Annotated in this window: 30 protein-coding genes and 4 tRNA genes; 6 read left to right on the top strand and 28 right to left on the bottom strand. The window is 32.2% G+C overall.

What is annotated here, in order from left to right; translation table 11 throughout:
• Nucleotides 1–42: 42 nt before the first annotated feature.
• Both crcB and DZ68_RS0101590 read left to right on the top strand, forming a co-directional pair.
• Nucleotides 43–429: a fluoride efflux transporter CrcB gene (gene crcB / locus DZ68_RS0101585; protein WP_024786945.1), complete on the top strand. Its 387-nt coding sequence runs from the start codon at nt 43–45 to the stop codon at nt 427–429.
• On the top strand, nt 426–1268 hold the full coding sequence (locus DZ68_RS0101590; RefSeq protein WP_024790563.1) for a zinc-dependent peptidase: 843 nt from the start codon (nt 426–428) through the stop codon (nt 1266–1268). The genes crcB and DZ68_RS0101590 overlap by 4 nt, the downstream gene beginning before the upstream one ends.
• Before the next feature lie 177 nt (nt 1269–1445).
• Here DZ68_RS0101590 and DZ68_RS0101595 read toward each other — a convergent pair.
• The 13 genes from DZ68_RS0101595 to DZ68_RS0101655 all read right to left on the bottom strand — a co-directional run bounded on the left by DZ68_RS0101595 (nt 1446) and on the right by DZ68_RS0101655 (nt 9261).
• Nucleotides 1446–1522: transfer RNA gene (locus DZ68_RS0101595), tRNA-Asp, on the bottom strand.
• Between the two features lie 15 nt (nt 1523–1537).
• Nucleotides 1538–1613: transfer RNA gene (locus tag DZ68_RS0101600), tRNA-Val, on the bottom strand.
• A gap of 2 nt (nt 1614–1615) precedes the next feature.
• Nucleotides 1616–1691 (bottom strand) — tRNA-Glu (locus DZ68_RS0101605).
• Between the two features lie 2 nt (nt 1692–1693).
• A tRNA-Lys gene (locus DZ68_RS0101610) sits at nt 1694–1769 on the bottom strand.
• 83 nt (nt 1770–1852) lie between these two features.
• On the bottom strand, nt 1853–2188 hold the full coding sequence (locus DZ68_RS0101615) for a hypothetical protein (RefSeq protein ID WP_024786947.1): 336 nt from the start codon (nt 2186–2188) through the stop codon (nt 1853–1855).
• Complete coding sequence (locus DZ68_RS0101620) at nt 2185–3117, bottom strand: NAD(P)-dependent oxidoreductase (protein ID WP_024790564.1); 933 nt, start codon at nt 3115–3117, stop codon at nt 2185–2187. The genes DZ68_RS0101615 and DZ68_RS0101620 overlap by 4 nt, the downstream gene beginning before the upstream one ends.
• 107 nt (nt 3118–3224) lie before the next feature.
• Complete coding sequence (locus DZ68_RS0101625) at nt 3225–3728, bottom strand: 4Fe-4S dicluster domain-containing protein (RefSeq protein WP_024790565.1); 504 nt, start codon at nt 3726–3728, stop codon at nt 3225–3227.
• Nucleotides 3729–3738: 10 nt separating this feature from the next.
• A complete protein-coding gene (locus tag DZ68_RS0101630; RefSeq protein WP_024790566.1) occupies nt 3739–4821 on the bottom strand; it encodes a nickel-dependent hydrogenase large subunit in 1083 nt (360 codons plus the stop codon).
• Nucleotides 4809–5183, bottom strand: coding sequence for an NADH-quinone oxidoreductase subunit C (locus tag DZ68_RS0101635; RefSeq protein WP_035003032.1), 375 nt, complete (start codon nt 5181–5183; stop codon nt 4809–4811). Before DZ68_RS0101635 ends, DZ68_RS0101630 begins: the two co-directional genes overlap by 13 nt.
• On the bottom strand, nt 5173–5664 hold the full coding sequence (locus tag DZ68_RS0101640) for an NADH-quinone oxidoreductase subunit B family protein (protein WP_024790567.1): 492 nt from the start codon (nt 5662–5664) through the stop codon (nt 5173–5175). The genes DZ68_RS0101635 and DZ68_RS0101640 overlap by 11 nt, the downstream gene beginning before the upstream one ends.
• 2 nt (nt 5665–5666) lie before the next feature.
• Entirely contained in the window at nt 5667–6494 is an 828-nt protein-coding gene (locus DZ68_RS0101645) for a complex I subunit 1 family protein (RefSeq protein ID WP_024790568.1), read from the bottom strand.
• A complete protein-coding gene (locus DZ68_RS0101650; protein ID WP_024790569.1) occupies nt 6491–8341 on the bottom strand; it encodes a proton-conducting transporter membrane subunit in 1851 nt (616 codons plus the stop codon). Before DZ68_RS0101650 ends, DZ68_RS0101645 begins: the two co-directional genes overlap by 4 nt.
• A 74-nt stretch (nt 8342–8415) precedes the next feature.
• Complete coding sequence (locus DZ68_RS0101655; protein ID WP_024790570.1) at nt 8416–9261, bottom strand: 1-aminocyclopropane-1-carboxylate deaminase; 846 nt, start codon at nt 9259–9261, stop codon at nt 8416–8418.
• 39 nt (nt 9262–9300) lie between these two features.
• On the opposite strand from DZ68_RS0101655, the gene DZ68_RS0101660 reads away from it, so the two are divergent.
• Nucleotides 9301–10824: a DUF2867 domain-containing protein gene (locus DZ68_RS0101660; protein ID WP_024790571.1), complete on the top strand. Its 1524-nt coding sequence runs from the start codon at nt 9301–9303 to the stop codon at nt 10822–10824.
• On the opposite strand, the gene fbaA is transcribed toward DZ68_RS0101660, so the two are convergent.
• The 3 genes from fbaA to DZ68_RS0101675 form a co-directional block, all read right to left on the bottom strand.
• A complete protein-coding gene (gene fbaA, locus DZ68_RS0101665; RefSeq protein WP_024786956.1) occupies nt 10817–11878 on the bottom strand; it encodes a class II fructose-bisphosphate aldolase in 1062 nt (353 codons plus the stop codon). The two genes, DZ68_RS0101660 and fbaA, sit on opposite strands and share 8 nt — an antisense overlap.
• A 12-nt stretch (nt 11879–11890) precedes the next feature.
• The gene (locus DZ68_RS0101670; RefSeq protein ID WP_024786957.1) at nt 11891–12760 is read right to left on the bottom strand and encodes a peptidylprolyl isomerase; all 870 of its coding nucleotides are present in this window, start codon (nt 12758–12760) and stop codon (nt 11891–11893) included.
• A gap of 62 nt (nt 12761–12822) precedes the next feature.
• Nucleotides 12823–13539, bottom strand: coding sequence for a YebC/PmpR family DNA-binding transcriptional regulator (locus tag DZ68_RS0101675; protein WP_024789190.1), 717 nt, complete (start codon nt 13537–13539; stop codon nt 12823–12825).
• Between the two features lie 52 nt (nt 13540–13591).
• Between DZ68_RS0101675 and nth the strand changes: the two genes are divergently transcribed.
• The gene (gene nth / locus DZ68_RS0101680; RefSeq protein ID WP_024786959.1) at nt 13592–14236 is read left to right on the top strand and encodes an endonuclease III; all 645 of its coding nucleotides are present in this window, start codon (nt 13592–13594) and stop codon (nt 14234–14236) included.
• Nucleotides 14237–14448: 212 nt separating this feature from the next.
• Here the strand turns inward: nth and DZ68_RS0101685 are convergent, their stop codons facing one another.
• The 12 genes from DZ68_RS0101685 to rpoD form a co-directional block, all read right to left on the bottom strand.
• Nucleotides 14449–15123, bottom strand: coding sequence for a class I SAM-dependent methyltransferase (locus DZ68_RS0101685; RefSeq protein WP_024786960.1), 675 nt, complete (start codon nt 15121–15123; stop codon nt 14449–14451).
• Complete coding sequence (gene hisG / locus DZ68_RS0101690) at nt 15113–15724, bottom strand: ATP phosphoribosyltransferase (RefSeq protein ID WP_024790572.1); 612 nt, start codon at nt 15722–15724, stop codon at nt 15113–15115. Before hisG ends, DZ68_RS0101685 begins: the two co-directional genes overlap by 11 nt.
• Nucleotides 15725–15740: 16 nt before the next feature.
• Entirely contained in the window at nt 15741–16379 is a 639-nt protein-coding gene (locus DZ68_RS0101695) for a type III pantothenate kinase (RefSeq protein WP_236617332.1), read from the bottom strand.
• 18 nt (nt 16380–16397) lie between these two features.
• Entirely contained in the window at nt 16398–16700 is a 303-nt protein-coding gene (locus DZ68_RS0101700; protein WP_024790573.1) for a hypothetical protein, read from the bottom strand.
• Nucleotides 16701–16712: 12 nt separating this feature from the next.
• Nucleotides 16713–17540: a tyrosine-type recombinase/integrase gene (locus tag DZ68_RS0101705; RefSeq protein ID WP_024786964.1), complete on the bottom strand. Its 828-nt coding sequence runs from the start codon at nt 17538–17540 to the stop codon at nt 16713–16715.
• Entirely contained in the window at nt 17533–18498 is a 966-nt protein-coding gene (locus DZ68_RS0101710; protein WP_024786965.1) for a hypothetical protein, read from the bottom strand. Before DZ68_RS0101710 ends, DZ68_RS0101705 begins: the two co-directional genes overlap by 8 nt.
• The gene (locus tag DZ68_RS0101715) at nt 18495–19046 is read right to left on the bottom strand and encodes a hypothetical protein (RefSeq protein ID WP_024790574.1); all 552 of its coding nucleotides are present in this window, start codon (nt 19044–19046) and stop codon (nt 18495–18497) included. The genes DZ68_RS0101710 and DZ68_RS0101715 overlap by 4 nt, the downstream gene beginning before the upstream one ends.
• Entirely contained in the window at nt 19046–19957 is a 912-nt protein-coding gene (locus DZ68_RS0101720; protein ID WP_084021906.1) for a tetraacyldisaccharide 4'-kinase, read from the bottom strand. Before DZ68_RS0101720 ends, DZ68_RS0101715 begins: the two co-directional genes overlap by 1 nt.
• Nucleotides 19936–20409 (bottom strand): GNAT family N-acetyltransferase, encoded by a 474-nt coding sequence (locus DZ68_RS0101725; RefSeq protein ID WP_024786967.1) that lies wholly within the window; start codon nt 20407–20409, stop codon nt 19936–19938. The genes DZ68_RS0101720 and DZ68_RS0101725 overlap by 22 nt, the downstream gene beginning before the upstream one ends.
• Nucleotides 20399–20560: a hypothetical protein gene (locus DZ68_RS10700; RefSeq protein ID WP_156920206.1), complete on the bottom strand. Its 162-nt coding sequence runs from the start codon at nt 20558–20560 to the stop codon at nt 20399–20401. The genes DZ68_RS0101725 and DZ68_RS10700 overlap by 11 nt, the downstream gene beginning before the upstream one ends.
• Nucleotides 20561–20592: 32 nt before the next feature.
• Nucleotides 20593–21390, bottom strand: coding sequence for an NAD+ synthase (locus DZ68_RS0101735; protein ID WP_035907309.1), 798 nt, complete (start codon nt 21388–21390; stop codon nt 20593–20595).
• 89 nt (nt 21391–21479) lie between these two features.
• Nucleotides 21480–23294 (bottom strand): RNA polymerase sigma factor RpoD, encoded by a 1815-nt coding sequence (gene rpoD / locus DZ68_RS0101740; RefSeq protein WP_024790576.1) that lies wholly within the window; start codon nt 23292–23294, stop codon nt 21480–21482.
• Between the two features lie 88 nt (nt 23295–23382).
• Between rpoD and flgF the strand changes: the two genes are divergently transcribed.
• A complete protein-coding gene (flgF, locus tag DZ68_RS0101745) occupies nt 23383–24168 on the top strand; it encodes a flagellar basal-body rod protein FlgF (protein ID WP_024790577.1) in 786 nt (261 codons plus the stop codon).
• Nucleotides 24169–24258: 90 nt separating this feature from the next.
• Entirely contained in the window at nt 24259–25047 is a 789-nt protein-coding gene (flgG, locus tag DZ68_RS0101750; protein WP_024786971.1) for a flagellar basal-body rod protein FlgG, read from the top strand.
• The last annotated feature ends 2 nt before the right edge of the window (nt 25048–25049 follow it).

Raw genomic sequence — 25049 nt, forward strand, 5'->3', positions numbered from 1 at the left:
GATAATGAATATTGATGTTGAATTTTAAATTAAAGGAGAGTTATGAAAATTGACACAATGTTAGCTATTGGAATAGGAGGATTTATAGGTGCAATTTTAAGAGCCTATACCGCAGGACTTGTAAACAGCGCTTTTAAACATGATATCCCTTTCGGAACATTAAGCGTTAACTTAATAGGAAGTTTTTTACTCGGAATATTTATAGCATTAATTCAATACGGAGCCATACAAAACGCCCATTTGAAATCACTCCTTACCACAGGGATGATGGGAGCATTTACAACCTTTTCAACATTTGCGGTTGAAAGTTTTTTTCTTATAAAAAACGGCCTTATTTTCGAATCACTTTCATATATTTTACTTAATGTAATCGGAAGTATAATATTGGCAGCCGCAGGATTTAAAGGTATAGAAGCCATCCTTAGATGAAAAATTTTAAATATCTTCTAATTTTTTTATGGTTTTTCCTTTTTATTTATCTTTTTTTTCAAATAATTGAATATATCAAATACAAAAAATGGTTAAAAAAAATTGAAAAAAACCCTCCTCCCAAAAAAATTTTGGATATCTTAAAATCTATTAAATATTATGAATTACTTCCTGAAAATCTAAAAAAAATTATAAATTTTAAAATTCAATGGTTTTTAAAAGAAAAAAAATTTTTCGGTATTTATACAGATATAAATGATGAAATAAAAACAAAAATCGCTTTTTATGCATGCCTACCCACTGTAGCTTATAAATATTTCTGTTATCCAAATTTAAGTTATATTTTTGTATATCCCAATACAATCATTTTACACAAAAAAGAAATTGAAAATATCATCTCCAATGAAGAAATATTAATAGAAGGAGAAGCGACAAAAGACGCCGTAATAATAGTATGGGACAAAGCAAAAAAAGAAATTCATAAATGTCACAGAAACGTAATAATACACGAATTCGCACATGAAATAGATTATAACAACGGAGCTATGGACGGAATACCCCCTTTGGAAGAAAGTAAAATAAAAGAATTTGCAAAAACAATGTTTAAAGAATATGAAAAATTTAAAGAAAACACCATTAAAGGAAGATTTTTGGGAAAATATCATCTTCTTGACAAATATGCCACAACAAACAAAGCAGAATTTTTTGCAGTTATGAGTGAATATTTTTTTGTAAGACCGGCAATTTTAAAAAAACATTTTCCTGATATTTACAAAGAATTGAAAAATTTTTATAAAATAGATACATATAAAATTTTAGGAGAAAATATTTTTTGCTGAAAAAAATAACTCTAACTAAATGCAGATAATAAAAAAAACTACAAAGATAAAAATAATTAGTTAATTATTTTAAATTATATTATTAATAGAATTTTTTATATTATATTTATAATATTAAATTTTAAGTGTCAGTCACCATTAAATACAATTTTTAATCTCCCATTATCCGTTAAATAGTGGCGGAGCCGACGGGACTCGAACCCGCGACCTCCGGCGTGACAGGCCGGCATTCTAACCAGCTAAACTACGGCTCCGTATGATAAAATATATGGTGGTCGCTGCAGGGCTCGAACCTGCGACCCCCAGCTTGTAAGGCTGGTGCTCTCCCAACTGAGCTAAGCGACCCATGGCGTCCCCAACGGGAGTCGAACCCGTGTCGCCGCCGTGAAAGGGCGGTGTCCTAGACCTCTAGACGATGGGGACAATGGTGACCCGTGTTGGATTCGAACCAACGGCCCTCTGCTTAAAAGGCAGATGCTCTACCGACTGAGCTAACGGGTCAATTGCCTTTGTGGACTGAAATTATAAGAAAAATTATACTTTATGTCAATAGAATCTGGCTTATTTTTCATATTTTTATAAAATTATTTATTTATAATAGGGTTTTTAGGAATATTTAAAATATCATTTACACTGTCTTTGTGACACTTCGTACAGGTATTCAATTTTTGATGCTCCGGAACAGGCGTATGAATAAGTTTTTCCCTACTGTGACAGTCAAAACAGTCGGCACCGCATTTATCCATTCCTTTTTGAGGATGGTTTGGATGGCATTTTGTACAGCTTTTTAAAAAATGATGTTCTTTGTAATATCTGTTTTGGGGATTATTTTCCATTTTCTTTAATTTTGGATGACATTCTATACAATCACTGCTGCATGCAAATAAAACAGCTCCTATAAAAAGAATCAATTTCTTCATTTACACTCCTTGTAATCCTTTTTACAGGCTTCTTTTAAGCAATATCGCGGTATTTTTCCGGTTAAAAAGTCCATTAAATTATCAAGACTTATTTGCATTATTCTAAAAAGAGCTTCTTTTGTATAATAAGCCATATGAGGGGTTGCAATAATATTTTCTTTTTTGCTCAAATTCCAATCGGGCAATACATCTGCGGCAATAATACCGTCAAAAGTTTCATAAACTTCTTTTTCAATAATTTCGGCTCTTGCCGGATTTATAATTACACTGCCTTTAAATTTTGAAATATTGTTTTTATTAATCAAATTTTTTGTATTAGGAGTCAAAGGAAGGGCAATAAATAAAAAATCACTATTTTCCAAAACTTCATCAAATGTGCAAAAATTAATACCTAGCTTATCATATATCTCTTTTTTTGTTCTTGAAAAACCGAATATTTCAGCACCAAATCCTCTTGCTATTTTTGCAATTTGTAAACCAATAGTACCTAATCCTAAAATACCTATATTTTTACCCTCAATTTCCGTACCTTTTAAATCTTTATAATTCAAATTGCCGTTTTTCAGCCTGTTTATTGCAATATAAAGTTTTCTATTTGCTTCAAGCAACAGTCCGTAAGCAAATTCCCCTACGGCAGGACCGGCATATCCTCTTACATTACTTACTTTTATTCCCCTTTTATAACATTCAACCAAATCAATATGGTCATATCCTGTTGAGCGGGTTTGTATATATTTTAAATTAGGAAATTCATCCAAAATATTTTTATCAATTTTAGAATGGACAAAAACACTTATCACATCAAAATCATATCTTTTTGCCTCATTGACAGTTTCTTTGTAAAAAAACGCTTCCACATCAATATTTTTTAAATTTTGCTTAAAAAACTCTTTTTCTTCTTCCTTTATTTCAAAAAAAGCTATTTTCATTTCCCATCCTTTTTGAACAGATATTCATATTATAACTCTAAAAATAATTAGTGTCAATAAAAAAATCACTTAAATAACTTGTAAGAATTTAATAAAAAAGAAGAAAATTAAGAAGAAGCTTCTTTTTTTGCAGCCTGTTTTTTTAATCTTTGCTGTTTTTTATAAACTGAAAGTTTTTCCCTTGATTCTTTAGCCCTCGCTTCCAACTCTCCCCATTTTTTTTCCAGCTCTTTAGGATTATCTATTTCTTTTATAAAATAGCCAAGCCCTTCTTCTTTATAAACTACACGTCCCAAAGGAGGCATTCTTTTTTCAGACTGCATAAGAGCTTCATTTACTTTTGGACATACACTTATACAGGCTCCGCAGTAAATACATAAATAAGGATTATAATTGTATTGCTTTTTTCCGCTTTTAACATCTACCACTTCAAATTTAATTGCTCCGGGAGGACAGATATTTTCACATTTATCGCAAAAAATACAGTGCTCTTCATTGTAAATAATTAAACCTCTGTATCCTTTAGGTTCAGGGGAAGGCTCGAACGGATATTTTATTGTTTCTGGTTTTGAGACAAGGTTTTTCATTGATTCAATAAACATTTTTACCATTATTGCTCCTTTATCTTGCCGTACAGCTCATACAAGGATCAAAACTGAGCACAATTGCCTGGGCATCGGAATATTTGGCACCTAAAAACAGCTTTTTTAAAATCGGGATATTTGCATATGTAGGCACTCTTATTCTAACCCTGTCCATTACTTTTTTATTGCTGCCTTTTAAATAATAAAAACACTCACCCCTAGGTGCCTCAACCCTCACCACAGTTTCTCCGTTCGGTCTGCCTTTTACTTTGACTTTATATTCACCTTCAGGCAGGTTATCCAATATGTTTTCACACATTTCAATTGAATTTAAAACCTCATCAAACCTCACCATATTTCTGGCCCACACATCACCCTCTCTTCTTAACTGCATTTTATACCCGACTTCTTCAAAAGGAAGATAATCAAATTCAACCCTTGCATCGGTTTCAAGCCCACTGGCCCTTGCAATAGGACCCGCAATATTATATTTGGCAGCCATTTCTTTGGAAATGACCCCTACCCCTTTTGTTTTAAGACCAAATGTATAATCGCTGTCGTTAAAATCCATTACTTTTAAAACATTTTCTTTTAATTTTTTTAGTTTTTTCTTTGCAAATTCAACTATTTCCAAATCAATATCCCTGCTGACACCACCTATTACCTGATAATCGTACTGAACCCTGTTTCCGGTAATTCTCTCGAGAATATCCATAACATCTTCTCTTGCCCTGAATGTCTGCATAAAGAGATTTTCATAACCCACCACCTCGGCCACATGTCCGTTTGCAAGCATATGTGAATGAATTCTGTCGAGTTCAACTACAAGCATTCTTAAATAATCTATTCTTTTATTAACTTCCACATTCATCAACTTTTCCAATCCATGAACAACCGCCCCTGCATGGGTAATAGAACAAAGACCGCATACCCTTGCCGTAAGATAAGGTAATTGATTATATTCAAATTTTGTAATGGCGGCTTTTTCTATACCTCTGTGAACATATCCTATATGGGCTTCTACTTTCGTAATAATTTCATTTTGGGTTTCAAATAAAAAACTAATCGGCTCTGGCAAAGCTACATGTTGAGAACCAAAAGGAATTACTATTTTTCCCATGAGCTGTCCTTTCTAAGAGGTGCTTTAGGCGCATCAGGTGCAATAAATACACCCTTCGCCGCATTTTCCACATCAAGTCCGAATAAATCTGCAAGTTCCCATTCGCTAAGCCAGGCTGACGGAATAATATTTACAATACTTGGTATTTTTGCATCATAACTAACTTCCGGAATTCTGAAAATTTGAATAATATTTTTTTCTTTATATTTGGAAAAAAGCCAGTCAATCTGCAGTTTTCCGCCTAAATCTGTGGCATTTACGGTTATATAATGCCAGATATTTTCGTCATAAAAATTTTTAATCTCTTCTGTTACATTTTCAAGTGTAACTTCTTTTATTGTAATTTGTGGATTAATCGTCATTATTAACTCCTAATTTCTCATAAATTTCCCCATGATTTCTCATATATTCCTTTTCTTTTGATTTAGTCTGCCAGATTTCAATAGCTTCAACAATTCCGTCAATCAAAGCTTCCGCCCTCGGGGCACATCCGGGAATCCAGACATCAACGGGAATAATATTATCCACCCCGTTTTCAACATGGTAAAAATTTCTAAAAATTCCGCCTCCGTGCGCACATGCGCCCATCGCCACAACTACCTTGGGTTCAGGCATTTCAAGATACAGCCTTCTTAAAACATCTTTGCAGTTTTTTGTAACAGGACCTGTCACCAGTAAAATATCAGCCTGTTTAGGATTTCCTTTATTTAACGCTCCAAATCTTTCAATATCGAATTTCGGGGCAAGAGCCGCTAAAATTTCTATATCGCAGCCGTTACATCCGCCGGTGTTGTAATGTAAAATCCACGGTGATTTTTTTCTGTATTTACCAAATAAACCCATAACTACCTCCATAAAGCTAATAAAATAATATTGAGTGCGGCAAGAGGGATTAAAACAACCCATGAAAATTTAACCATTTTTCTAAAATCAAGTCTTGCAGTGGAATTATCAAGTATATTTACAAATAAAAAAGCAAAAATAACCAGAATTGATCCTAAAATATAATTACTTCCTCCAAATAAAAATACAAAGAAAAACACATAAATATATTCTATCCACTTACCTGTATATATTGCTTCGTAAAAAGGGCCGCTGTATTCTATTTCCGGACCTCCTATAATTTCCTGATGGGCTTCCGCAATATCAAACGGTGATTTTTGAAGCATCATAGGAATAATTAATAAAAATGAGAGAAAAACAAGAGGAAGCTGATAAACAGGGGCTTGAGAATTTAAAATATCTTTAAAATTAAAACTTCCGCTTACTAAATAAAAAGCCACCGCCATTAACACCATAAATGGCTCATAACTTATCATATGCATAAGCTCCCTTAACGCTCCCAGTGCAGAATATGAACTTCTTACACTGCTTGCACCTATTACGAGAGCCAAAACAGCCAAAACATGGAAAAATACAGCTATTAATAAATCATTTCCCAAAAACAGTACAAACAGAGCAAACCATTCTGCCACAAAATACATTATTCCCATTAAAGCGTGAAGAGAATGTATCATCATAGGTTTTTTATCCATAAGTTTTGCAAAATCATAAAACGGCTGCATAAGTGGAGGCCCCATTCTTCCTTGTATTCTGGCTTTAACTTTCCTTTCAATTCCAAAAACAAATCCTCCGATAACAGGAGCCAAAATGGCAAATATTAACCAAATCATAACAAACCTCCTCCGAGAACTACAACTAAAATAAATAAAGCTATTGAAAATGCTATAAGAATATTTTCATATTTTTTAATACATTCAAAATTAAATGTACCTATATACTTTGGAAAAACTTCACCGCAGTTATAAGGATGAACTGTGTCTACCTTAAATTTAACAAGATAAGGCAGGGCGTGAATCAGTGTAAGTATTACCATAGCTCCTAAAATCTGCCAAAAATAAAGCGTGGAATTACCCACATATAAAGTTAAATGATCGGAAGTAACAGCTGCATTCGCCCCTGTTATGCTGTTTGCCACGGGAACGACAAAATCGGCTATAAAAGGCGCAATAAAAAGTCCGAGGGCAAGAAGCCAAAAATAATACCAAATTGATATAAAATTAAATCTTTTAGGAAGCGAAATAAATTTAATATTTGAAATTCCGTGGGTTTTTCTAACGCTGACTCCAAGAACTTTCATATACAATACGCTTAAAAAAGCACTTCCGGCACCTACATATAAAATCAATATCATATAACTCCCGTGACTTAAAAAATTACTTGCTTCCTCAATCATTAACCATTTTCCTATAAAAGTACCAAAAGGCACAAATGTCATATTTAAAAATCCGAAAAATAAAAACATAAGTGTAAGGGGAGCTTTTTCAATCAGTCTTCTCATCTGTTCTATATATTTTATCTGAAACGATTTCTCAAGAATACCGGCTTCAATGAATAAAAATCCTTTTGCAAACGCATGAAAAATAATAAGAATCAAACTTGCAACCACTGCAACCGGAGTACCTACTGCGGCTGAGAGCATCATAAGACCAAGCAGGGATATTGTTGAATAAGCAAGTATTCTCTTAAAATTATTCTGTGTCAGAGCAATTATCGCAGCCACCACAAAAACATATCCTGTGGCTATTATTAACAGTTTTGCCAAAAGTGTCCCTTTGATAATGGGAGAAATTCTTAAAATTAAAAAAGGGGCGATTTTTACCATTGTAGCGGAATGAAGTATTGCACTTACAGGAGTCGGCGCCACCATTGCACCGAGAAGCCATTTATGAAACGGCATCTGGGCACCTTTGACAAGCGCACTGAGAGACAAGAATCCAAGACCCGCCAAAGAAACAGATGCGGGATGATTTAACAAATCACTAAAATGATAAATTCCGTTTACATGAATAAAAATCATCAAAGAAATTAAAATTGCAACACCGCCTATCTGGTTCATCCATAAAGCCAAAACAGCATTATTAGTGGCTTCCTCATCTTTTCTGAAACCTATTAAAATAAATGAAGCAAGTGTGGTTGTTTCAAACAGGGCAAAAAACCATTCAATATTATTAACGCTTACAGCAAAATTCATAACACCCAAAAACCATATTATAATAGCCACAAATTTATGTTTTTCTTTTTCGTCATATTCCATATATTTTGTGGCATATATAGCAATAGGAACACCGACCAAAGCAACAATAAAATAAAATAATTTTGTTAAATTATCCACAAAAATATCAGGAGTGTCTGAATAATTTTTCATTAATAATACAATTATTAAAAAAAGAATTTGAATTATTGCCAAAGATGTTACCAAAAAGGATTTTTTGACAATCCCCTGGTATAAAAAATATCCCAAAAGTCCGAAATCATATATACCGATAAGATAATCCAGGAATTCGGGGGTTGAAATCAGAGAATATGCATGGTTGATATAAGCAAGAAATGCAAATATAATAAGCAGAGGTAATGTCAGAAATGTTAAAAAATTTGTTACTTTGCCATTTTTGGCATAAAAAATAAAAAACGCCAGAATCCAGGGAGTAACTATATTAAAAAAGACTATCCAACCCATTATAGCTCCTTGAAATTAAATTAAAATAAATTATACCTAAATGAACACTCATTTACAAGAAATATAAAAAAATTTTATATTTTATATTTCCTTTTATAACGGCTAAGCATACTTATATTTCCTTTTAATCCTCCCTGATGAATATATAAAATATTGTTTAAATTATAATATTCAACACTTTCCCATCCTATCGGGTCGTATAACAAATCAAACTCAATCCCAGCATTTTTAAGCTCATTCCATATTTCAAATAAGTTTTTATAAAGTTTTCCAAAATGGTATTTTTTCCTCGGAGATAAAATTGTAGGTATTTTTCCTCCTCCGAGCATACAAAACTGTTTTTTTAAATACTTTTCATCTCCGACACACGGCAGAGTTAAAACCTCTACATCCAGATGTTTTGCCAAAAAATATGCCGTGGTTCCTGTGCCGCTTGGCAAAAAAACTTTTAAATTATTTTTTTTTGCGTATTCGTTTATTTCATCAGCCAGTATTTTAATACCCTCTTCACTTTCCCTGATTCTTCCGCCCTCTTCTATAATCAACGTGTTTTTATCTTTTAAATTCAAAACGTATTCTCTTAACGCATCACCCCTTAAATTTATTTCAATTATTTTTGCGTCGTTTTTCAGACTTTCCAAATAGTTTCCTTCAGGATTTTGCTTTAAATATGCCGGAATATGATTTGTAAAATAGATAAATTCCCAGCCTTTGATTTTGCATAAACGGCTAAGGGAGGCAAAAGCGTTTGACTGATTAGAACCGAAAGATATTACCCTTTTAATTTCAGGAAACTCATTTTTATAAAAATAATAAAATTTTCTTGCCTTATTACCCTCAAACGGCCTAAGTAAATCGTCCCTTTTTATATGAAAAAATTTACCTCTAAATTCAAAAGGCGTTATTGGAGAGTTTTGCATAAAATATCCTTTTTGATACAATTTTACAAAAAGATGAATATGAAACCAAGAATAGCTATATTTGGAAGCAACGGATATATTGGTAAAAAATTAACAAGAGCTTTGTATAACCTTGATTATCAGTTAGTTCTTTTTTCAAGAAACAAAAGAAATTTAGAATATATAAACCACTCTCCTGTATTTAACGGATATAAACCAAATATCTGCATTGTAGAACAGATTATTTCGGCTTCTTATTACAAAGAACTGGTTGAAAATTTAAAAGGCGTTGATATTGCCTATTATTTAATCCATTCTCTTAGTGAGACAAAACAGGATTACAGAAAAAAAGATAATGATTTAGCTTCAATTGTTGCATGTGCGGCAAAAGAAGCCGGGGTAAAACAGATTATATACCTCGGGGGCTTCGGGGAAAGAGACAATCCAAACACTTCAAAACATCTAATTTCAAGACAGGATACTGGTAATTTTTTAAGAAAATATCACCCAAACGTTACGGAAATCAGAGCCGGAATTATTGTAGGGGCGGGATCTATGAGTTTTGAGCTTATAAGAAGCGCTGCTGAAATTTTACCGGCAATTCCATATTTTAAAAACGAAGGAAAATGTCAAATTACATTTGCGGATGACGTAATTGAGGCTTTAATAAAAGTTTTGGATAATTCCAAATATTACAATAAAATTATAGAGGTTGCTTCGGATGAAATTTTATCCTATTCAGAAATGGTAAAAAGATACGCCAAAGAGATTTTAAATAAAAATATAAAAACAATAAAACTTCCTAAATTCTTAGAAGACAAACTGCTTAAAAATTTTGAATTAATTTCATTTATTCTCTCAAGAATAAGCGGAATTGAAAAGCATTTTATAAAACCCCTGGTTGAAAGCCTCTATTCTAATGCATTAGTTAAAGAAAAATCCGATATTATTCCAAATCCAACCGATTTTTCAACGGCAATAAGACTTGCAAGTGAAAGAAGAAATAAAGGCGAGCTTGAATGTATGTGGAATACACCTTATGAATATTCCGTATTCAATATATTCAAAATGAAACAGTTTTCAACCGCACTTAAAAATCATAAACTCTTAACAGAAGTGGTAAGCAATGTAATCCCAAAAGAAAAAGTTAAAAAAGTCTTTTATAATTTAAAAAGCCTCAGTTACAAAAACTGCGGATATTTTTCCCCCCAATGGATGTGGAAAGTAAGGGCTTTTATTGATAGATTACTTGGCGGCAGGGGTCTTGGTGTCAGAATGATAAAACCTGAAAGGTTAAAAGTAGGTGATAAATTTGATTTTTGGGTAGTAACAGCACTAAAAGACACACCAACACATAAATTAATAAGATTTAAATCAACTATGAAAATGCCAGGTGTTGGTTGGCTTCAAGGGGAAATTAAAAAAATTGATGAAGAACATTTCAAATTTTCTCTAACAGCCTATTTCTTACCAACAAGTGCTTATTCATATATTTACTGGTACTTTTTCTTCTTTGTACATAAATATATATTTGATGAAATGTATAAAAATCTGCTTGAGAGAGATTGTAAAGAGCTTAAATAGCTCTTAGGTCTTTATAAGCTTTAATTACTCTTTCTTTCATAGATTTTTCGCCCTCTCTTAACCATTTTCTCGGGTCATAATATTTTTTGTTAGGTTTATCGTCACCTTCAGGATTACCCACTTGAGACTGTAAGTAATCGTGATATTTTTCAATATATGCTTTTACTCCAGACCAGAACGCCCATTGGGTATCTGTATCTATATTCATTTTTACAACACCATAATCTATTGCTTCATGTATTTTACTTAGTTCGCTTCCGCTTCCTCCGTGGAACACAAACCTGATTGGTTTATCTGCATCAAGATTAAATTTTTCTTTTACATATTCCTGAGAATTTTTAAGAATAACCGGTTCTAACTTAACATGTCCCGGTTTATAAACACCGTGAACATTTCCAAAACTTGCCGCAATTGTGAAAAGGTCACTTATTTCACTTAATTCTTTATAAGCATAGGCAACATCTTCAGGCTGAGTGTAGAGTCTGGAATTTTCAATTCCGCTATTATCAACCCCGTCTTCTTCCCCGCCTGTCACACCTAATTCAATTTCAAGCATAATATCAAGTGCGCTTAATTTTTTTAGATATTCTTTAGATGTTGCAACATTTTCTTCAAGCGGTTCTTCGCTAAGATCTAGCATATGAGAACTAAAAAGCGCTTTTCCGTATTTTTCAAAATGCTCTTTATTTGCTTCTATTAGTCCGTCAATCCAAGGAAGAAGCTTTCTTGCCGCGTGGTCTGTATGTAAAATCACTCTGATTCCATAAGATTGCGCAAGAGTGCGAATATGTTTTGCCCCTGCTATTGCTCCAAGCACTGCGGCTTTTTGCCCTTCGTTATCAAGCCCTTTACCTGCAAAAAAATGCGCACCGCCGTTACTGAACTGAATAATTATAGGCATATTGACGTCTTTTGCCGCTTCCATTACCGCATTAACAGAATTTGTCCCTACAACATTAATAGCGGGAAGGGCAAAACCTTTATCCTTGCATATATCAAGCAATTTTGCAGCTTCGCTTCCACTTAAAACACCAGGTTTAAATTCACTAAACATTGTACCCCTCCTTTATTTTTGTGGAATTGAATATTTAACTTTATAACTTGCTTTTAATTTTTGAAGTTCTTTTTGAAGTTTAACTCTTTTTAAATAGCCGATTATTTGGGCTTTAACTTTATCAAAAGGAATATAAGCATTATTATTTTTATCTTCCACTAAAATTACATGCCATCCAAATCTTGTATGAACCGGTTTTAAAGTGATTTGTCCCGGTTTGAGGCTTTTTACAGCTTCGGCAAAAGGAGCAACCATCTGTTTTGGATTAAACCATCCAAGTTCACCGCCGTTTACTTTGGTAGGCCCGGTTGAGTATTTTTTGGCAAGCTCAGCAAATTTTTCTTCAAGAGCTTTTCCTTTAAGCCCTTTTAATTCATTAATTAATTTTTCAGCGGTTTTTTCATCTTTTACCAAAATATGTCTTGCTTTAACTTTTGGTGTTGTTTTAAAATAAATATCTTTATTTTTTTCATAAAAATTTTTAGCTTCCGAATCGCTTATTTTTATAGCATCCAATTTACTTTTTAGCCAAAATTCTATTGCCATTTTCTTCTCAAGAGCTTTAAACTGAGGCAGTTTTTCAACTTTTTTCGCTTTAGGATATAATTCAAGAGTCTCAATATACTGATTAACAAACTGTTTAACATGCTGAGCCGGAAGGTCTTGAAGCCTTATTCTTTTATCCCCTGTAATTCCCTGCAAATAAATATTTATATCTTTTACTGTTATTTTCTTACCGTTAAGAGTTGCTAATACGGTTGAGTTTTTAAGACCTTTGATAGGTGCTCCCTGAAGTCCGGCCCCCATCATACCTTTACCCTGCATTCCGGGAAATGCCATTAATGCACCTGCAACCAAACCAATACTAATTAATTTTTTCATAATAAATTCTCCTTAATTTTTTTATTTAAAATTTAGCATTTATCATTTAGCATTATACTATTTTATGCCATATTGTGTATAACATCCTGCACATCATCAAGTTCTTCCAAAGCATCAATAAGATTTTCCACTTTTTCAGCCGTTTCGTCATCTACATCGCTTTCATTTGTTGCAACAAGTTGGACATTGCTTTCAAGTATTTCAATTCCGTCTATTTCATTTACCGCTTCCAAAACAGCGTTAAAATCTTCTGGGGCGGTTTCTATAACCAAAATATCTTCCATTTCTTTAATATCTTCTGCCCCTGATTCGATTGCCTTTTCCATAACTTCATCATCCCTGTCACTTCTGTTAACCACAATTACACCTTTTTTTTCAAACATCCATGCAACGCTTCCACTTGTTCCAAGCGTACCCCCGGCTTTTTTAAAAGCATGCCTGATTGCAGCCACGGTTCTGTTTTTATTATCTGTAAGACATTCAACCATAATGGCCACACCGCCCGGTCCGTAACCTTCATAAGTAACTTCGCTTAAAGTTACGCCGTCAAGATTACCTGTGGCTTTGTCAATAGCCCTTTGAATATTGCTCATAGGCATTGCATCCGCCCTCGCCCTGTCTATCGCCAGTCTTAAAGCGGGGTTATGCTCAGGATTACCCCCTCCGCTTCTTGCCGCTGTCATAATCGCTCTTACGTGTTTAGTAAAAATTTTGCTTTTTTTAGCATCCTCTTTTGCTTTAACATGTTTTACTTTTGACCATTTATTATGTCCAGCCATTATACTCCTTTACTAAAATATTTGTTATTATACTATAAAAAAAAGGGATTATATGGTACTGAGAACACCTGAAGAGCTTGAAGAGATAAAAAAAAGATTTTTAAAAAAATATAAAGGAAGCAAAACAGAGCTTGTTTATCATAACGATTATGAACTGTTGGTTGATATTATCCTTTCCGCACAATGTACAGATAAAAGAGTCAATATGATAACACCCGCTTTATTTAAAAAATACCCCGATATAAAAAGCCTTGCCGATGCCAAACTTGAAGATGTAAAAGAAATAATAAAATCCTGCTCGTTTTTTAATAACAAAGCCAAAAATTTAATAGCAATGGCAAAAAAAGTAAAAGAAGAATACGGAGGGGTTATTCCGCATGACCACTCCAAATTGATAAAACTACCGGGAGTCGGAAACAAAACGGCAAATGTTTTTTTAATAGAACTTGACAATGAAAACAGAATGGCGGTGGACACCCATGTTTTCAGAGTTGTACACAGGTTAGGAATTACAGATGCAAAAACGGTAAAAGAGACAGAAAAAGATTTAGTTAAAGCTTTTAAAACCGATTTAAACGAGCTTCATCAGGCTTTCGTATTATTCGGAAGGTATTTATGCACGGCAAAAAACCCAAAATGTGAAAAATGTTTTGTAACAGATTTTTGTGTCAGTAAAGACAATTTTAAAGCAAGATGATTATTTTTGGGCACTGACTCAATAACGGAAAAGTAAAAATATGACAGCGTAGTGGAATTTAGAGAAAATTTTGCGTTAAAAAAATTGCACCGAGCCCTTAGGGCCTGCGTAGCTGTTTGCAATTTTTAGCAAAATTTGAGCTCTGCGTCAAAATGGAGCTCTGAGCTGTAATATTTTTATCTTTGTAGTTATTTTTAGCATTTAGTTAATGCCTATTTTTCAAAAACCAAAATCAGTTTTTCCGCCTCTTCGCTTCCGTAAAGCGAAATCGGAATTATATCTTTGGGTTTTAAATTTGTATTTTTTTCCAAATCTTCCACACTGTAATAATATTGGGTTATATAATTTTGTTCTTTTTTATAACAGCTGTCCTTTTTTTCAAAAAGTGTAATTTCTGTAATTAATTTATTTTCTTCAAATTCAGAATATAAAACACCGAATTTATCATCACTTTCAGCTTTTAAAGTACCGACAGCCAAATCCTCCATGGCGTAAAATGTATTGATATCAAAAATGAAATATTTTTCTATTTTTTTTTCGACACATTCAAAAAATCTTTTTAATTCATCTTCTTTTAAATAATTGACAACATCAAAAACGGCTGAAGCTGAATGATAAGTTTTATCTAATTTACAGATATCAACCGCCTCACACTCACACCCTTTTTTTACCGCCTTTTTAACCTGTGCTTTGCTTAAATCAATCCCTTTTGCATTAATGCCGTTTTCTTTGGCCAATAAACAAAAATCCCCTCCCCCGCATCCTATATCCAAAATTTCATTTATTCCGAGGTCTTTAAAAATATCAATAAATTTAGTCCACAAAATCAGTGCCGCTTCTTTATCTAAAAACAGCTCTTCAACTTTGGAATAAAGTTCAAGCGCCATATATTTCCTTTACTCTCTCAACTAAATCCAAAATTTCTTTTTTCTTTTCGATAAAAGAATTTTTATTGGCAATCAGTCTTGCAGACGAATACATTATAATTTCTTTTTCTTCCATTCCGTTTTCCCTTAAAGTACCACCGGTTTGGACAATATCAACTATTACATCGCTAAGCCCTACAAGAGGTGCCAATTCGATAGAACCGTTAAGTTTGATAATTTTAGCGGGAATTCCTTTTTGGTTAAAATAATTTTTTGCAATATTTACAAGTTTACTTGCCACAATAATTTGTGTTTTATTTTTATAACTCTCATCCCCTTTTATTCCGGCAACTGAAACCCTGCATTTTCCAAGCCCCAAATCAAAAAGTTCCAATACATCCGAATCTAATTCTGTTATTACATCATATCCGACCACTCCTATATCTGCGGCCTGTTTTTCAACATATGTTGCAACATCCCAGTTTCTTACATTCATAAATTTAAATCCGCTTTTTTCAAAAACCAGTTTTCTGTTTTCAAATTCAAATTTTTCGTTAAAAATACTCTTAAAAATATCCAAAACTTCCTCGGCAATTCTGCCTTTTGGCAATGCTATTTTCATTTATTACCTTTATTTTTCATTTTTCTTCTCCATTTTCAATTATTACTTTTTTCATTCCCCTAAAAACCAAATCCTTAATATAAATTCCGTTTATGAATTCGGATAAATATTTACCGTCTCCCCCTGTTAAATAAACCGGGTTTATATTATATTTTTCCACAATGCATTTAATACTTCCAATACTTCCGCACCATAAGGCTTCTTCGGTGGAAGAAGGAAAATTCGCAGGTTTTATCAAATTTTTATTTAACTTATCTGAAATTGTAACAAAAGCTTTTTTATATGCAAAAATTCCCGGGAAAATCACTCCCCCCAAGTGTCTGCCATTTTTCATAAAATCAACTGTTACAGCACTTCCGGCATCTATTACAGTTCCGGTTTTGATACTTAAAGAGGCCATTATTCTATCAATTCCCAGATTTTTATAATCAGTGTCAAATTTTACATAATTTTTTAGATTTACGGCTTTTGGATTTAAATTTAAAAATTCTTTTTCTTTTGTCTCATTTACACTTATATAATAGATTTTACCATCAAATTTTTTAGACTCTTTTAAATCATATATTTTCCCTTTATCCCATATGTGATAATGAGTATTACCTATATCAGCCAATATCCATTTTCCATTTTCCATTTTCCATTTTCCATTATTCATTTCACAACTCACAACTCACTACTCACTATTAATTATTTTCCACTCTTTCATTCTTTCTTTTACTTTAGAACAGATCGGAGAATGTAAAATTAAAATCTTTTTTTTATATCTAAAATTAATTTCCGGCAAAAAATTTATCAACTCTTCATAATCTTTATTTAAAAACCTGCTTTTTTTCATTATTTCAAAAATCACACAATATTCATTTTTTAAATTGACCCCGAAATAAGCATTAATTTTTTTTCTTGTATTTAAATCAATTTTTTGTAGTTTTTTACAGATTATTTTATTTTTTCTCAAGATATCCACAATGTTTTTCATTCACAACTCACTTTATTCTATTTCTTCCAACGGATGATATTTTAACACTGTATCTTTAAGATTTTCTTTTTGAATATGTGTGTATATCTGGGTGGTGTTAAGAGAGGCGTGGCCGAGCAGTTCCTGAACAACCCTTAAATCCGCCCCGCCCAACACAAGTGCTGTGGCAAATGAATGTCTGAGTACATGAGGAGATACATTCAGATATTTTTTGGTAATGTTAAATGCGGATATTCTGCTTAATTTATCACAGTTTTTATTTACAAAAACAAATTCATTGACGCAGGGTCTTTTATGTAAATATTCATTAAGTGTATTTAAAGCAGCATCCGCTATTGGCACTATCCTTTGTTTTTCACCTTTTGCCATTTCTACTTTTACCCAGCCGCCTTCTATATCACCTGTTTTTATATTTAAAGCTTCGCTTATTCTAAGCCCAGTGGCATACAAAAACAAAATCAAAGCCCTGTCTCTGAGCTCAAACCATGAAGATTGGGAATTTATATGCGATATTGAATTTAAAATTTCTTCTTTATTCAAAAATTTAGGAAGGGTTTTTGGGAGTTTGGCCTGTTTTATTTTAAATTTTTCATCAACAAAATTTCTTTTATATGCAAAATCAAAAAAAGAGTTAATAGCACTTAATTTTCTGTTTAAACTTCTTTTATTTTCAATTTCAGATAAAAACCTAATTACATCGCCGCTTTCAGCCTCAATAATTGGCTTTTTAATAAATTCTTCAAACTGCATTAAATCTCTTTTATAAGCATCATAGGTGTTTTTACTCACACCTTTATTTATCAAAAGATATTCTAAAAAAGCTTCAAGATATCTACTCAATAAAAAACACCTTGTTTTTATTATAAATCTTACAGTTTTGAATTTTTAAAGGAGAATCTGTATCAAAATCACCTTCATACACTTTATAATTTAAATTTTCATCTATTTCGATTAAATAATCTTCATGCTCAACCGTATAAATTTTACCCCTGCATACGCCTGGAAGTGAAAAAGAAGCATATGGAAGTTTGATTTCTTTAATTTTTTTAAGATTTAAATCCAATTTTACTATTCTGCCGTCTATTGTAAAAACATATAAATAATTTCCCAAATTTATTACATATTTTATATCGTCGTTGTAATGAATTAAAAAATTTGGATTAAATAAAGTTAAATTATGAGGGGTAGCCATAAACAGTTTGTCATTTACTATTTTAAGATAAATTACATTATCGTTAATATTTTTTTGTGAAACAATCAAGTTTCTAATAAAACGTTTTTTAGTCAAATCCACAACAGCCACATTTCCGCTGAGAAGCGGGAACAAAACCAAATCATTATAAAAAACCGGGCTTGCATGTATGTATCTGGCTTCAATCATTCCGTCATCTGAATTTTTAAATACAAGAGCCTTTTTATCCAAATCATAAATACCGTATTCGTTATCTTCAAACACTACCGCAATTAGAGCGCCTTTTTTAGTGGCTGAATATATAAGCTGAGGCATTTTAATTACTCTTTTTTGAGAAATTATTAACAGTTTATCCCCGTTTACGGCCAAATCGTCGTTTATTTTTACAAAACTTCCCAAACTTTTATTGTTTTCATCAAAATATTCTTTTTTTTCTTTAAAAAAACCTTTTGTTTTTACAAACGTTAAATGTTTATATGTGTATTCGGCCAGTTTTTTATCCTGGGTATTTATATTTAAATTTTTATTATATACTTTTTCGGGTTCAAAATGTTTTGTTGAACAGCCCGCAAAAATTAAAGCCGCTAATAGTAAATATTTTTTCATTTTATTATCCCGTAATGTAAAAGATATTTTGCAATATCAGCAAATTTTGAATTTGGTTTGATATCATTGCTTATTTCAAGCGCTCTTTTTCTGTTTCCCTTTGCCAGATATGCCCTGATTAAAGCAACCCTTACGGCATCTTTTAAAACTTTATAATCGGGATTTAATAAATAATTCTCCAAGGTCTTAATATCCCCTTTTAGCATAGCCGTTTTATATGCCGCAAATTCTTTAAGTTCGGGGGTTGAAATTTTATTAAGATTTTTACCTTCCCTTAAAAGATAAAGTTCATAGAGTTTTTTATTTTCCTTCAATGTTTCAAGTGCTTTTTTATTATCAGGGTTAACAATAAGTTCATCAAAAGCATTGTTTGTTTTAATAAGCTCCTGGGTTTTAATATAATTGTAAGAAGCCTGCCAGATTACATAAACAATTAAAATTACCGCAGCAATAATTAAATGTTTTTTATATTTTTTTATAAATTTTTCAAGTTTAAAAACCTGAACCAATAACTGCTCGTCCTGTTTTAACTGCTCTTTTATTTCCATTATTTACCTTTTTTATGAAATTTTAACAAATATTCGTCTATTTGCTTTAAAATATTTTGGTTTAATTCCAAATTCATTTGAATAACTTTCAGATTAAAACCGAATTGTTTCAATTTTACATAATCTTTTTTTGTAGTAACTATTTTTTTATCTTTAAACTCGTTTATATCTTTATTCTTAAAGCAGTAATGGTCGGGAAAAAATTTGTATTCTTTTACATCAACATATTTTAAAAGTCTTTTTGGATTTGATATAGCTGAAATTAGAACATCCCCGTTCACTTTTTCAACATTTCTTTTAAAATCGATATTTTCTTTTAAAATAATATCCGCAAATTTAAGTGCAACTCTTGGATATCTGTATCCTCCTGCCGGCAAAACAAAAGGATTTTTTAATTTTTTATCTATTACAATATTTAATTTTTCAAAAGGTTTGTCAAATCCGTCATCCAGAATGACAACTTCGGCCCCTATTTTTTTAGCTTTTTCAATTGCCTTTTTCCTCTCTTCACTCACTATAACGGCGGCTTTTGTGGAAGTAGCTATTTCCATCGCCTCATCTCCGCTAATTTCAACAGGAACAAGTATTTCATTAAAATCTTTAACTATAACCAATCCGCTTGAGAGTCTTTTATATCCCCTTAAAATCACAGCGACTTTTTTTTCTTTCAAATAATTTGCTATTGCTATCGTTATCGGGGTTTTTCCGCTGCCTCCCACAATTATATTACCCACCGAAATAACGGGTATACCCATATCTGTATATTTTCTGGGAAATTTAAAATGTGCTATTATCATATAAAGAAATGAAACTGGTAAAAGAGAAACGATTACCGGCCAATGATACCATTTTGGTTCATAATACATTTCTTCGAAAAAAGTAAAAATTCTCATATTTTTAATAAAATCCATATTTCTTTATTTTCTTTTAATTTAAAAGTATTTGGAAAAATAGATAAATAATATTTTGTTAAATTAATATTTTGCATATCAGGATATAAAGCTAAATATCTTACACTAACATAATCTTTAATTTTTTTACCTAATTCAATAGCATAATAAATTAATATTTCAGATATTTTTTTATTACTTAATTTCTTTATTTTTTTACCTCTATAAGATTTTGCCACAAAAATGTAATCAATACTTATAACAGGTGAATTAGCTACCCTATCAAATGTTAAACCTATTAAACCTGCTTTTTTATTTTCAATTTCTAACACATAAACTGTACTTTTATTTTTATTAGTATCATTAATTAGTTTTTTTAAAAACTCATATTCCCTATTATTAAAAATTTCATCTTTAAAAAAACTTATAAAAGATTTATTTATTTTTTGATATTTAATAAATTTAATTACCATTTATTGTTTTTATACTAAATTTTTTTAGAATTTTATTTTCAAAAGCCGGAGTTTTTTCCCAATATTTTTCTAATAATTCTTCATTTTTTTTAGATAATTTTTTAGGAAGAGAAACCCTTTTTATTTTGCCATTTTCCAATTTATATGCCATTTTTAACCTTTTTTACAAATTATAACATAAATTTATAATCTGACATCTCTTTCATATAAAAAATCATGGCCCACAGTTCTTGATTTAAGTTTTGCAATAATAGGCATTTTTCTTTTAAACTGGTTTTTATAAATTTTGTTTATTACAAATTCCACCAAATCTTTATCAAATTTTTCCAAAAGCTCTTCTTTCGTAGCCCTGTTATCCACAAACTCCATTAAAACAGGGTCAATCTCAGCATATGAATACCCAAGTTCTTTTTCGTCACTCTGGCCTTTCCACAAATCCGCACTCGGAGGTTTATTTATAATAGCTTCAGGCACACCTAAATATTTTGCAAACTCAAAAATTTCCGTTTTATACAAATCCCCTATCGGATTAAGTGCACTTGCCAAATCTCCGTACAATGTTCCATAACCCAGCATTAATTCGCTTTTGTTACTTGTACCGATTACTAATGCCTTAAGTTCGGCACTTTTGTCATATAAAACAGCCATCCTCATTCTTGCAGAAAAATTTCCAAGTCTTACTTTATCATCTATAGGATAGGCATCAAGAAGTGGAGCAATAGATATTATTTCATATTCTATATCAAATTTTTTACATAATGTTTTTGCATCTTCTATACTTGAAGGGGAAGAAAACTGGCTTGGAAGCATAAAAGCTTTGAAATTATCACCTAATGCTTTTTTAGCCAAAACTGCCACAACGGCTGAATCAATCCCGCCGCTAATGCCGCAGATTCCTTTTTTCAATCCTGTTTTCGTTATTTCTTCATAAATAAATTTAACTAAGAAGTTTTCAATCAATTTCCATTTACTGTTTTCCATTTTACATTCTCCATTCTCACTACTCACCACCCCGCCGCTTTGCAAGCGGCCGGGCAGATTTTTCACTATTCACCATTTTCACCATTTATTTAGCTTTCAATATAATTTTTAAGAAGTTTACCTATATTTGGATGGCGCAGTTTTTTAATAGCACTGCTCTCAATCTGCCTGACCCTTTCACGGGTTACATTAAGCGCTTTTCCAATTTCTTCAAGCGTTCTTTCACTTTTATCGGGCATAAGACCGAATCTCATTTTTATAACTTCTCTTTCCCTGTCATTAAGCTGAGAAAGAATTTCATCAATATGTTTTCTCAAATCTTCGTGAACCACTTCTTCATAAGGGTTAATAAAGGTTTTGTCTTCTATAAAATCTCCGAACTTTCCGTCTTCCTCTTCTCCGACCGGAGCTTCAAGGGAAATCGGTTCTTTTGAAATTTTTAGAATCTGTTTTACCTTTTCTATCGGCATTTTCATATCTTTAGAAATAATTTCAAGGGTAGGCTCTTTTCCGTTTTCCTGAACATGTTTTCTGATTATTTTATTAATCTGATTGATGTTTTCTATCATATGGATAGGAATTCTCACAGTTCTAGCCTGATCGGCAATGGCACGTGAAATTGCCTGCCTTATCCACCAGGTTGCATATGTCGAAAATTTATATCCTTTTTCAAATTCAAATTTATCAATGGCTTTCATAAGCCCTATATTTCCTTCCTGAATCAAATCAAGAAAAGGAAGCCCTCTGTTGGTGTATTTTTTGGCAATACTGACAACTAATCTTAAATTAGCCCTGGCCATCTTTTCTTTTGCTTCTATGGCAATTTTTTTACCTCTTTTTAACTGTTCAAGTATTACTTCAAGTTTTTCAGGTTCCATTCCGAATGTATTGTCGCTTGCCTTTTTCGCTTCAACTAATTTTTTTATATCCATATAAATATTAACCATTGTGTGTTCCGGAACCATAGCCGCAATATCCTCTTTGCTAAGAGAAGTGATTTTACTTAATATTTCCCTGTGGAGTTTTCTCAGCTGCTCGTTAAAAAGAGGCAGTCTGTATTCTTTTTTCTTAAGTTCTTTTTCAAAATCTTTATCGCCTTTTAAGGCAGTTTCAACAGTTTTTACTATTTCATTGATAAGTTTGGAAGTATATCCAAGTTCGTTTAATGCGAGTTTTACTTTTTTCTTTTTAAACGTAAGCGTCAAAATTTTCTGAAGCCTTTCAAGCTCATCCATATTGGTGGCGTTTATTACCTGGTCGTATTCGTCTAAAACTTTTTCCCACTCTTTTTTTGCTTTTTCCAGATTTTTAAAAAGTTCGTTTATTCTTTTTTCCCTGATGGATATTTTTTTATTTCTTTTTCCCTCTTTTGTATCTTCGTCTTCAACCTCTTCTTCGTCAACAAAATTTTTAAAAAGTTCTTTTACCCTTCTTTCCCTGTTAAGTAAAGGCTCTTTATATTTTAACACCAAATCAATCAAAAAAGGGATTGAGCATATCGCATCAAGAATTATCTCTTCCCCGAGCTGGATTCTTCTGAAAATTTCCACTTCTTCATCTTTATCCAAAAGCGGAATATGACCCATTTCTCTCAGATACATCCTAACGGGGGAATCGGAACGGCTCCATTCGAGAAGCTCTTTATCTTTTAAGATATCCTCCGCCAGCTCTTCTTTTTTTCTTTCTCTCTCTTCTTCATTTTTTACAACATCTTCAAGATTTTTAAGTTTGGCGACTTCTGCCGCAGTCATTAATTTGATATTGTTTTCTTTCGTTTTTGTCAGAATTTCTTTAGTTTGAGATTTTGTAGGAGTTTTTGGTAAAATACTGACTATCTTTTCATAAGTAATAACGCCTTTTTTGTTTTCTTTAAATAACTTTTCAAGCTCTTTAGGTAATGCCATTAATTTTCTCCTTGAATAATAATCTGTAATTATATAATAAATGAACGGAACGCTATTTGCTTTCATTATACAAAAAAAAGGTTAATCAATGATTAACGGTTATTACGGCGCAACCGGCGGTATGGTTACACAATTTAATCGTCTTAATGTAATATCAAACAACCTGGCAAATATAAACACTTCGGGTTTTAAACAAGACGATATTATAATCGGCGATTATGAAAGAATATTTAATGAAAAAAGAGACAATCTTCCACTTGAAAACAATACAAAAGAAGCGGCAAAATTTTTAAACAGGGCGCTTAATAAAGTTCCTGTTGTTGTAGAAGAATATACCAAATTCGATATAGGCAATCTTCAAAAGACGGGGAATCCTCTTGATTTGGCTCTCAAAGAAAAAAATGCATTTTTTTCAGTAAATACGCCTGATGGGGAAAAACTGACCCGTGCCGGAAATTTTTCACTTGATTCAAACGGATATTTGGTTACAAAAGACGGATTTAAAGTATTAAACAATAAAAATAAACCTATACAGCTTAATACATCATATCCGATTAAAATATGCCAAAACGGCAATATTTACCAAAACAAACAGTTAATCGCCACATTAAAAATAGTAAAAATAAATAATTTAAACACACTCAAAAAAATAGGAAACAATTTATTCGATTTTATTCCGGATACTGCAACAATAGATTCAAAAAACAGTGTTTTACAGGGATTTTTGGAAAAGTCAAATGTAAATCCGGTTAAAGAAATGACAGATTTAATTGATACAAATAGAATGGTTGAAAGCTATCAAAAAATTATGACAACATTTATGGATGATTTAAACCGTGATGCTATTGAAAAACTTGCAAATGTAAGAGGATAAAATTAGTGAGTTGTGAATAGTGAGTAGTGAGTTGTGAGTAGTGAAATTGGAATGATTTTTGCTTTTTAATAAAAAAATTAAGGAATTAATATGCTAAGAAGTCTTTATTCGGCAGCTACGGGAATGTTGGCACAACAAACACAAATAGATGTTGTTTCAAACAATATTTCAAATGTTAATACAATAGGATATAAAAAACAACGGGCCGAATTTGCAGATCTGTTTTATCAGACAATGGAATATGCAGGCACAGCAACTTCAACAGACACCCAGTCACCAACCGGAATAAGCGTAGGGCTTGGGGTCAGACCTACAGCCATCAGTAAGATTTTTACACAGGGAAATTTTAAAGAAACAGGAAATAACCTGGATTTGGCAATCCAGGGAGACGGTTTTTTCCAAATTCAACTGCCTGACGGAAGAATAGCATATACAAGAGACGGAGCTTTTAAACTCGACAAAGACGGGAATATCGTAACAAGCGACGGATATAAATTAATTCCCGGTATTACACTGCCGGCCGACACCGTTCAGGTTTCTGTGGGAACAGACGGAACAGTCAGTATATTGGAAGCAGGACAGACGCAAATGCAGCAAATCGGGCAAATTCAGCTTGCAAAATTTATAAATCCTGCAGGTCTTCATTCACTTGGAAGCAATTTATATATAAACACCTCTGCTTCGGGAGACCCTATTGTTACAACTCCCGGGGAGGACGGCACGGGTGAGATTAGACAGGGATTTTTGGAAATGAGCAATGTCCAGCTGGTCGATGAAATGACAGATTTAATTACAGGACAGAGAGCTTATGACGCCGCTAGTAAAGCGATAGTTACAAGTGATGAAATGCTCCAGACTGTAAATAATCTCAAACGTTAATT

Source organism: Lebetimonas sp. JS085 (assembly GCF_000523295.1).
Classification (GTDB): domain Bacteria; phylum Campylobacterota; class Campylobacteria; order Campylobacterales; family Nautiliaceae; genus Lebetimonas.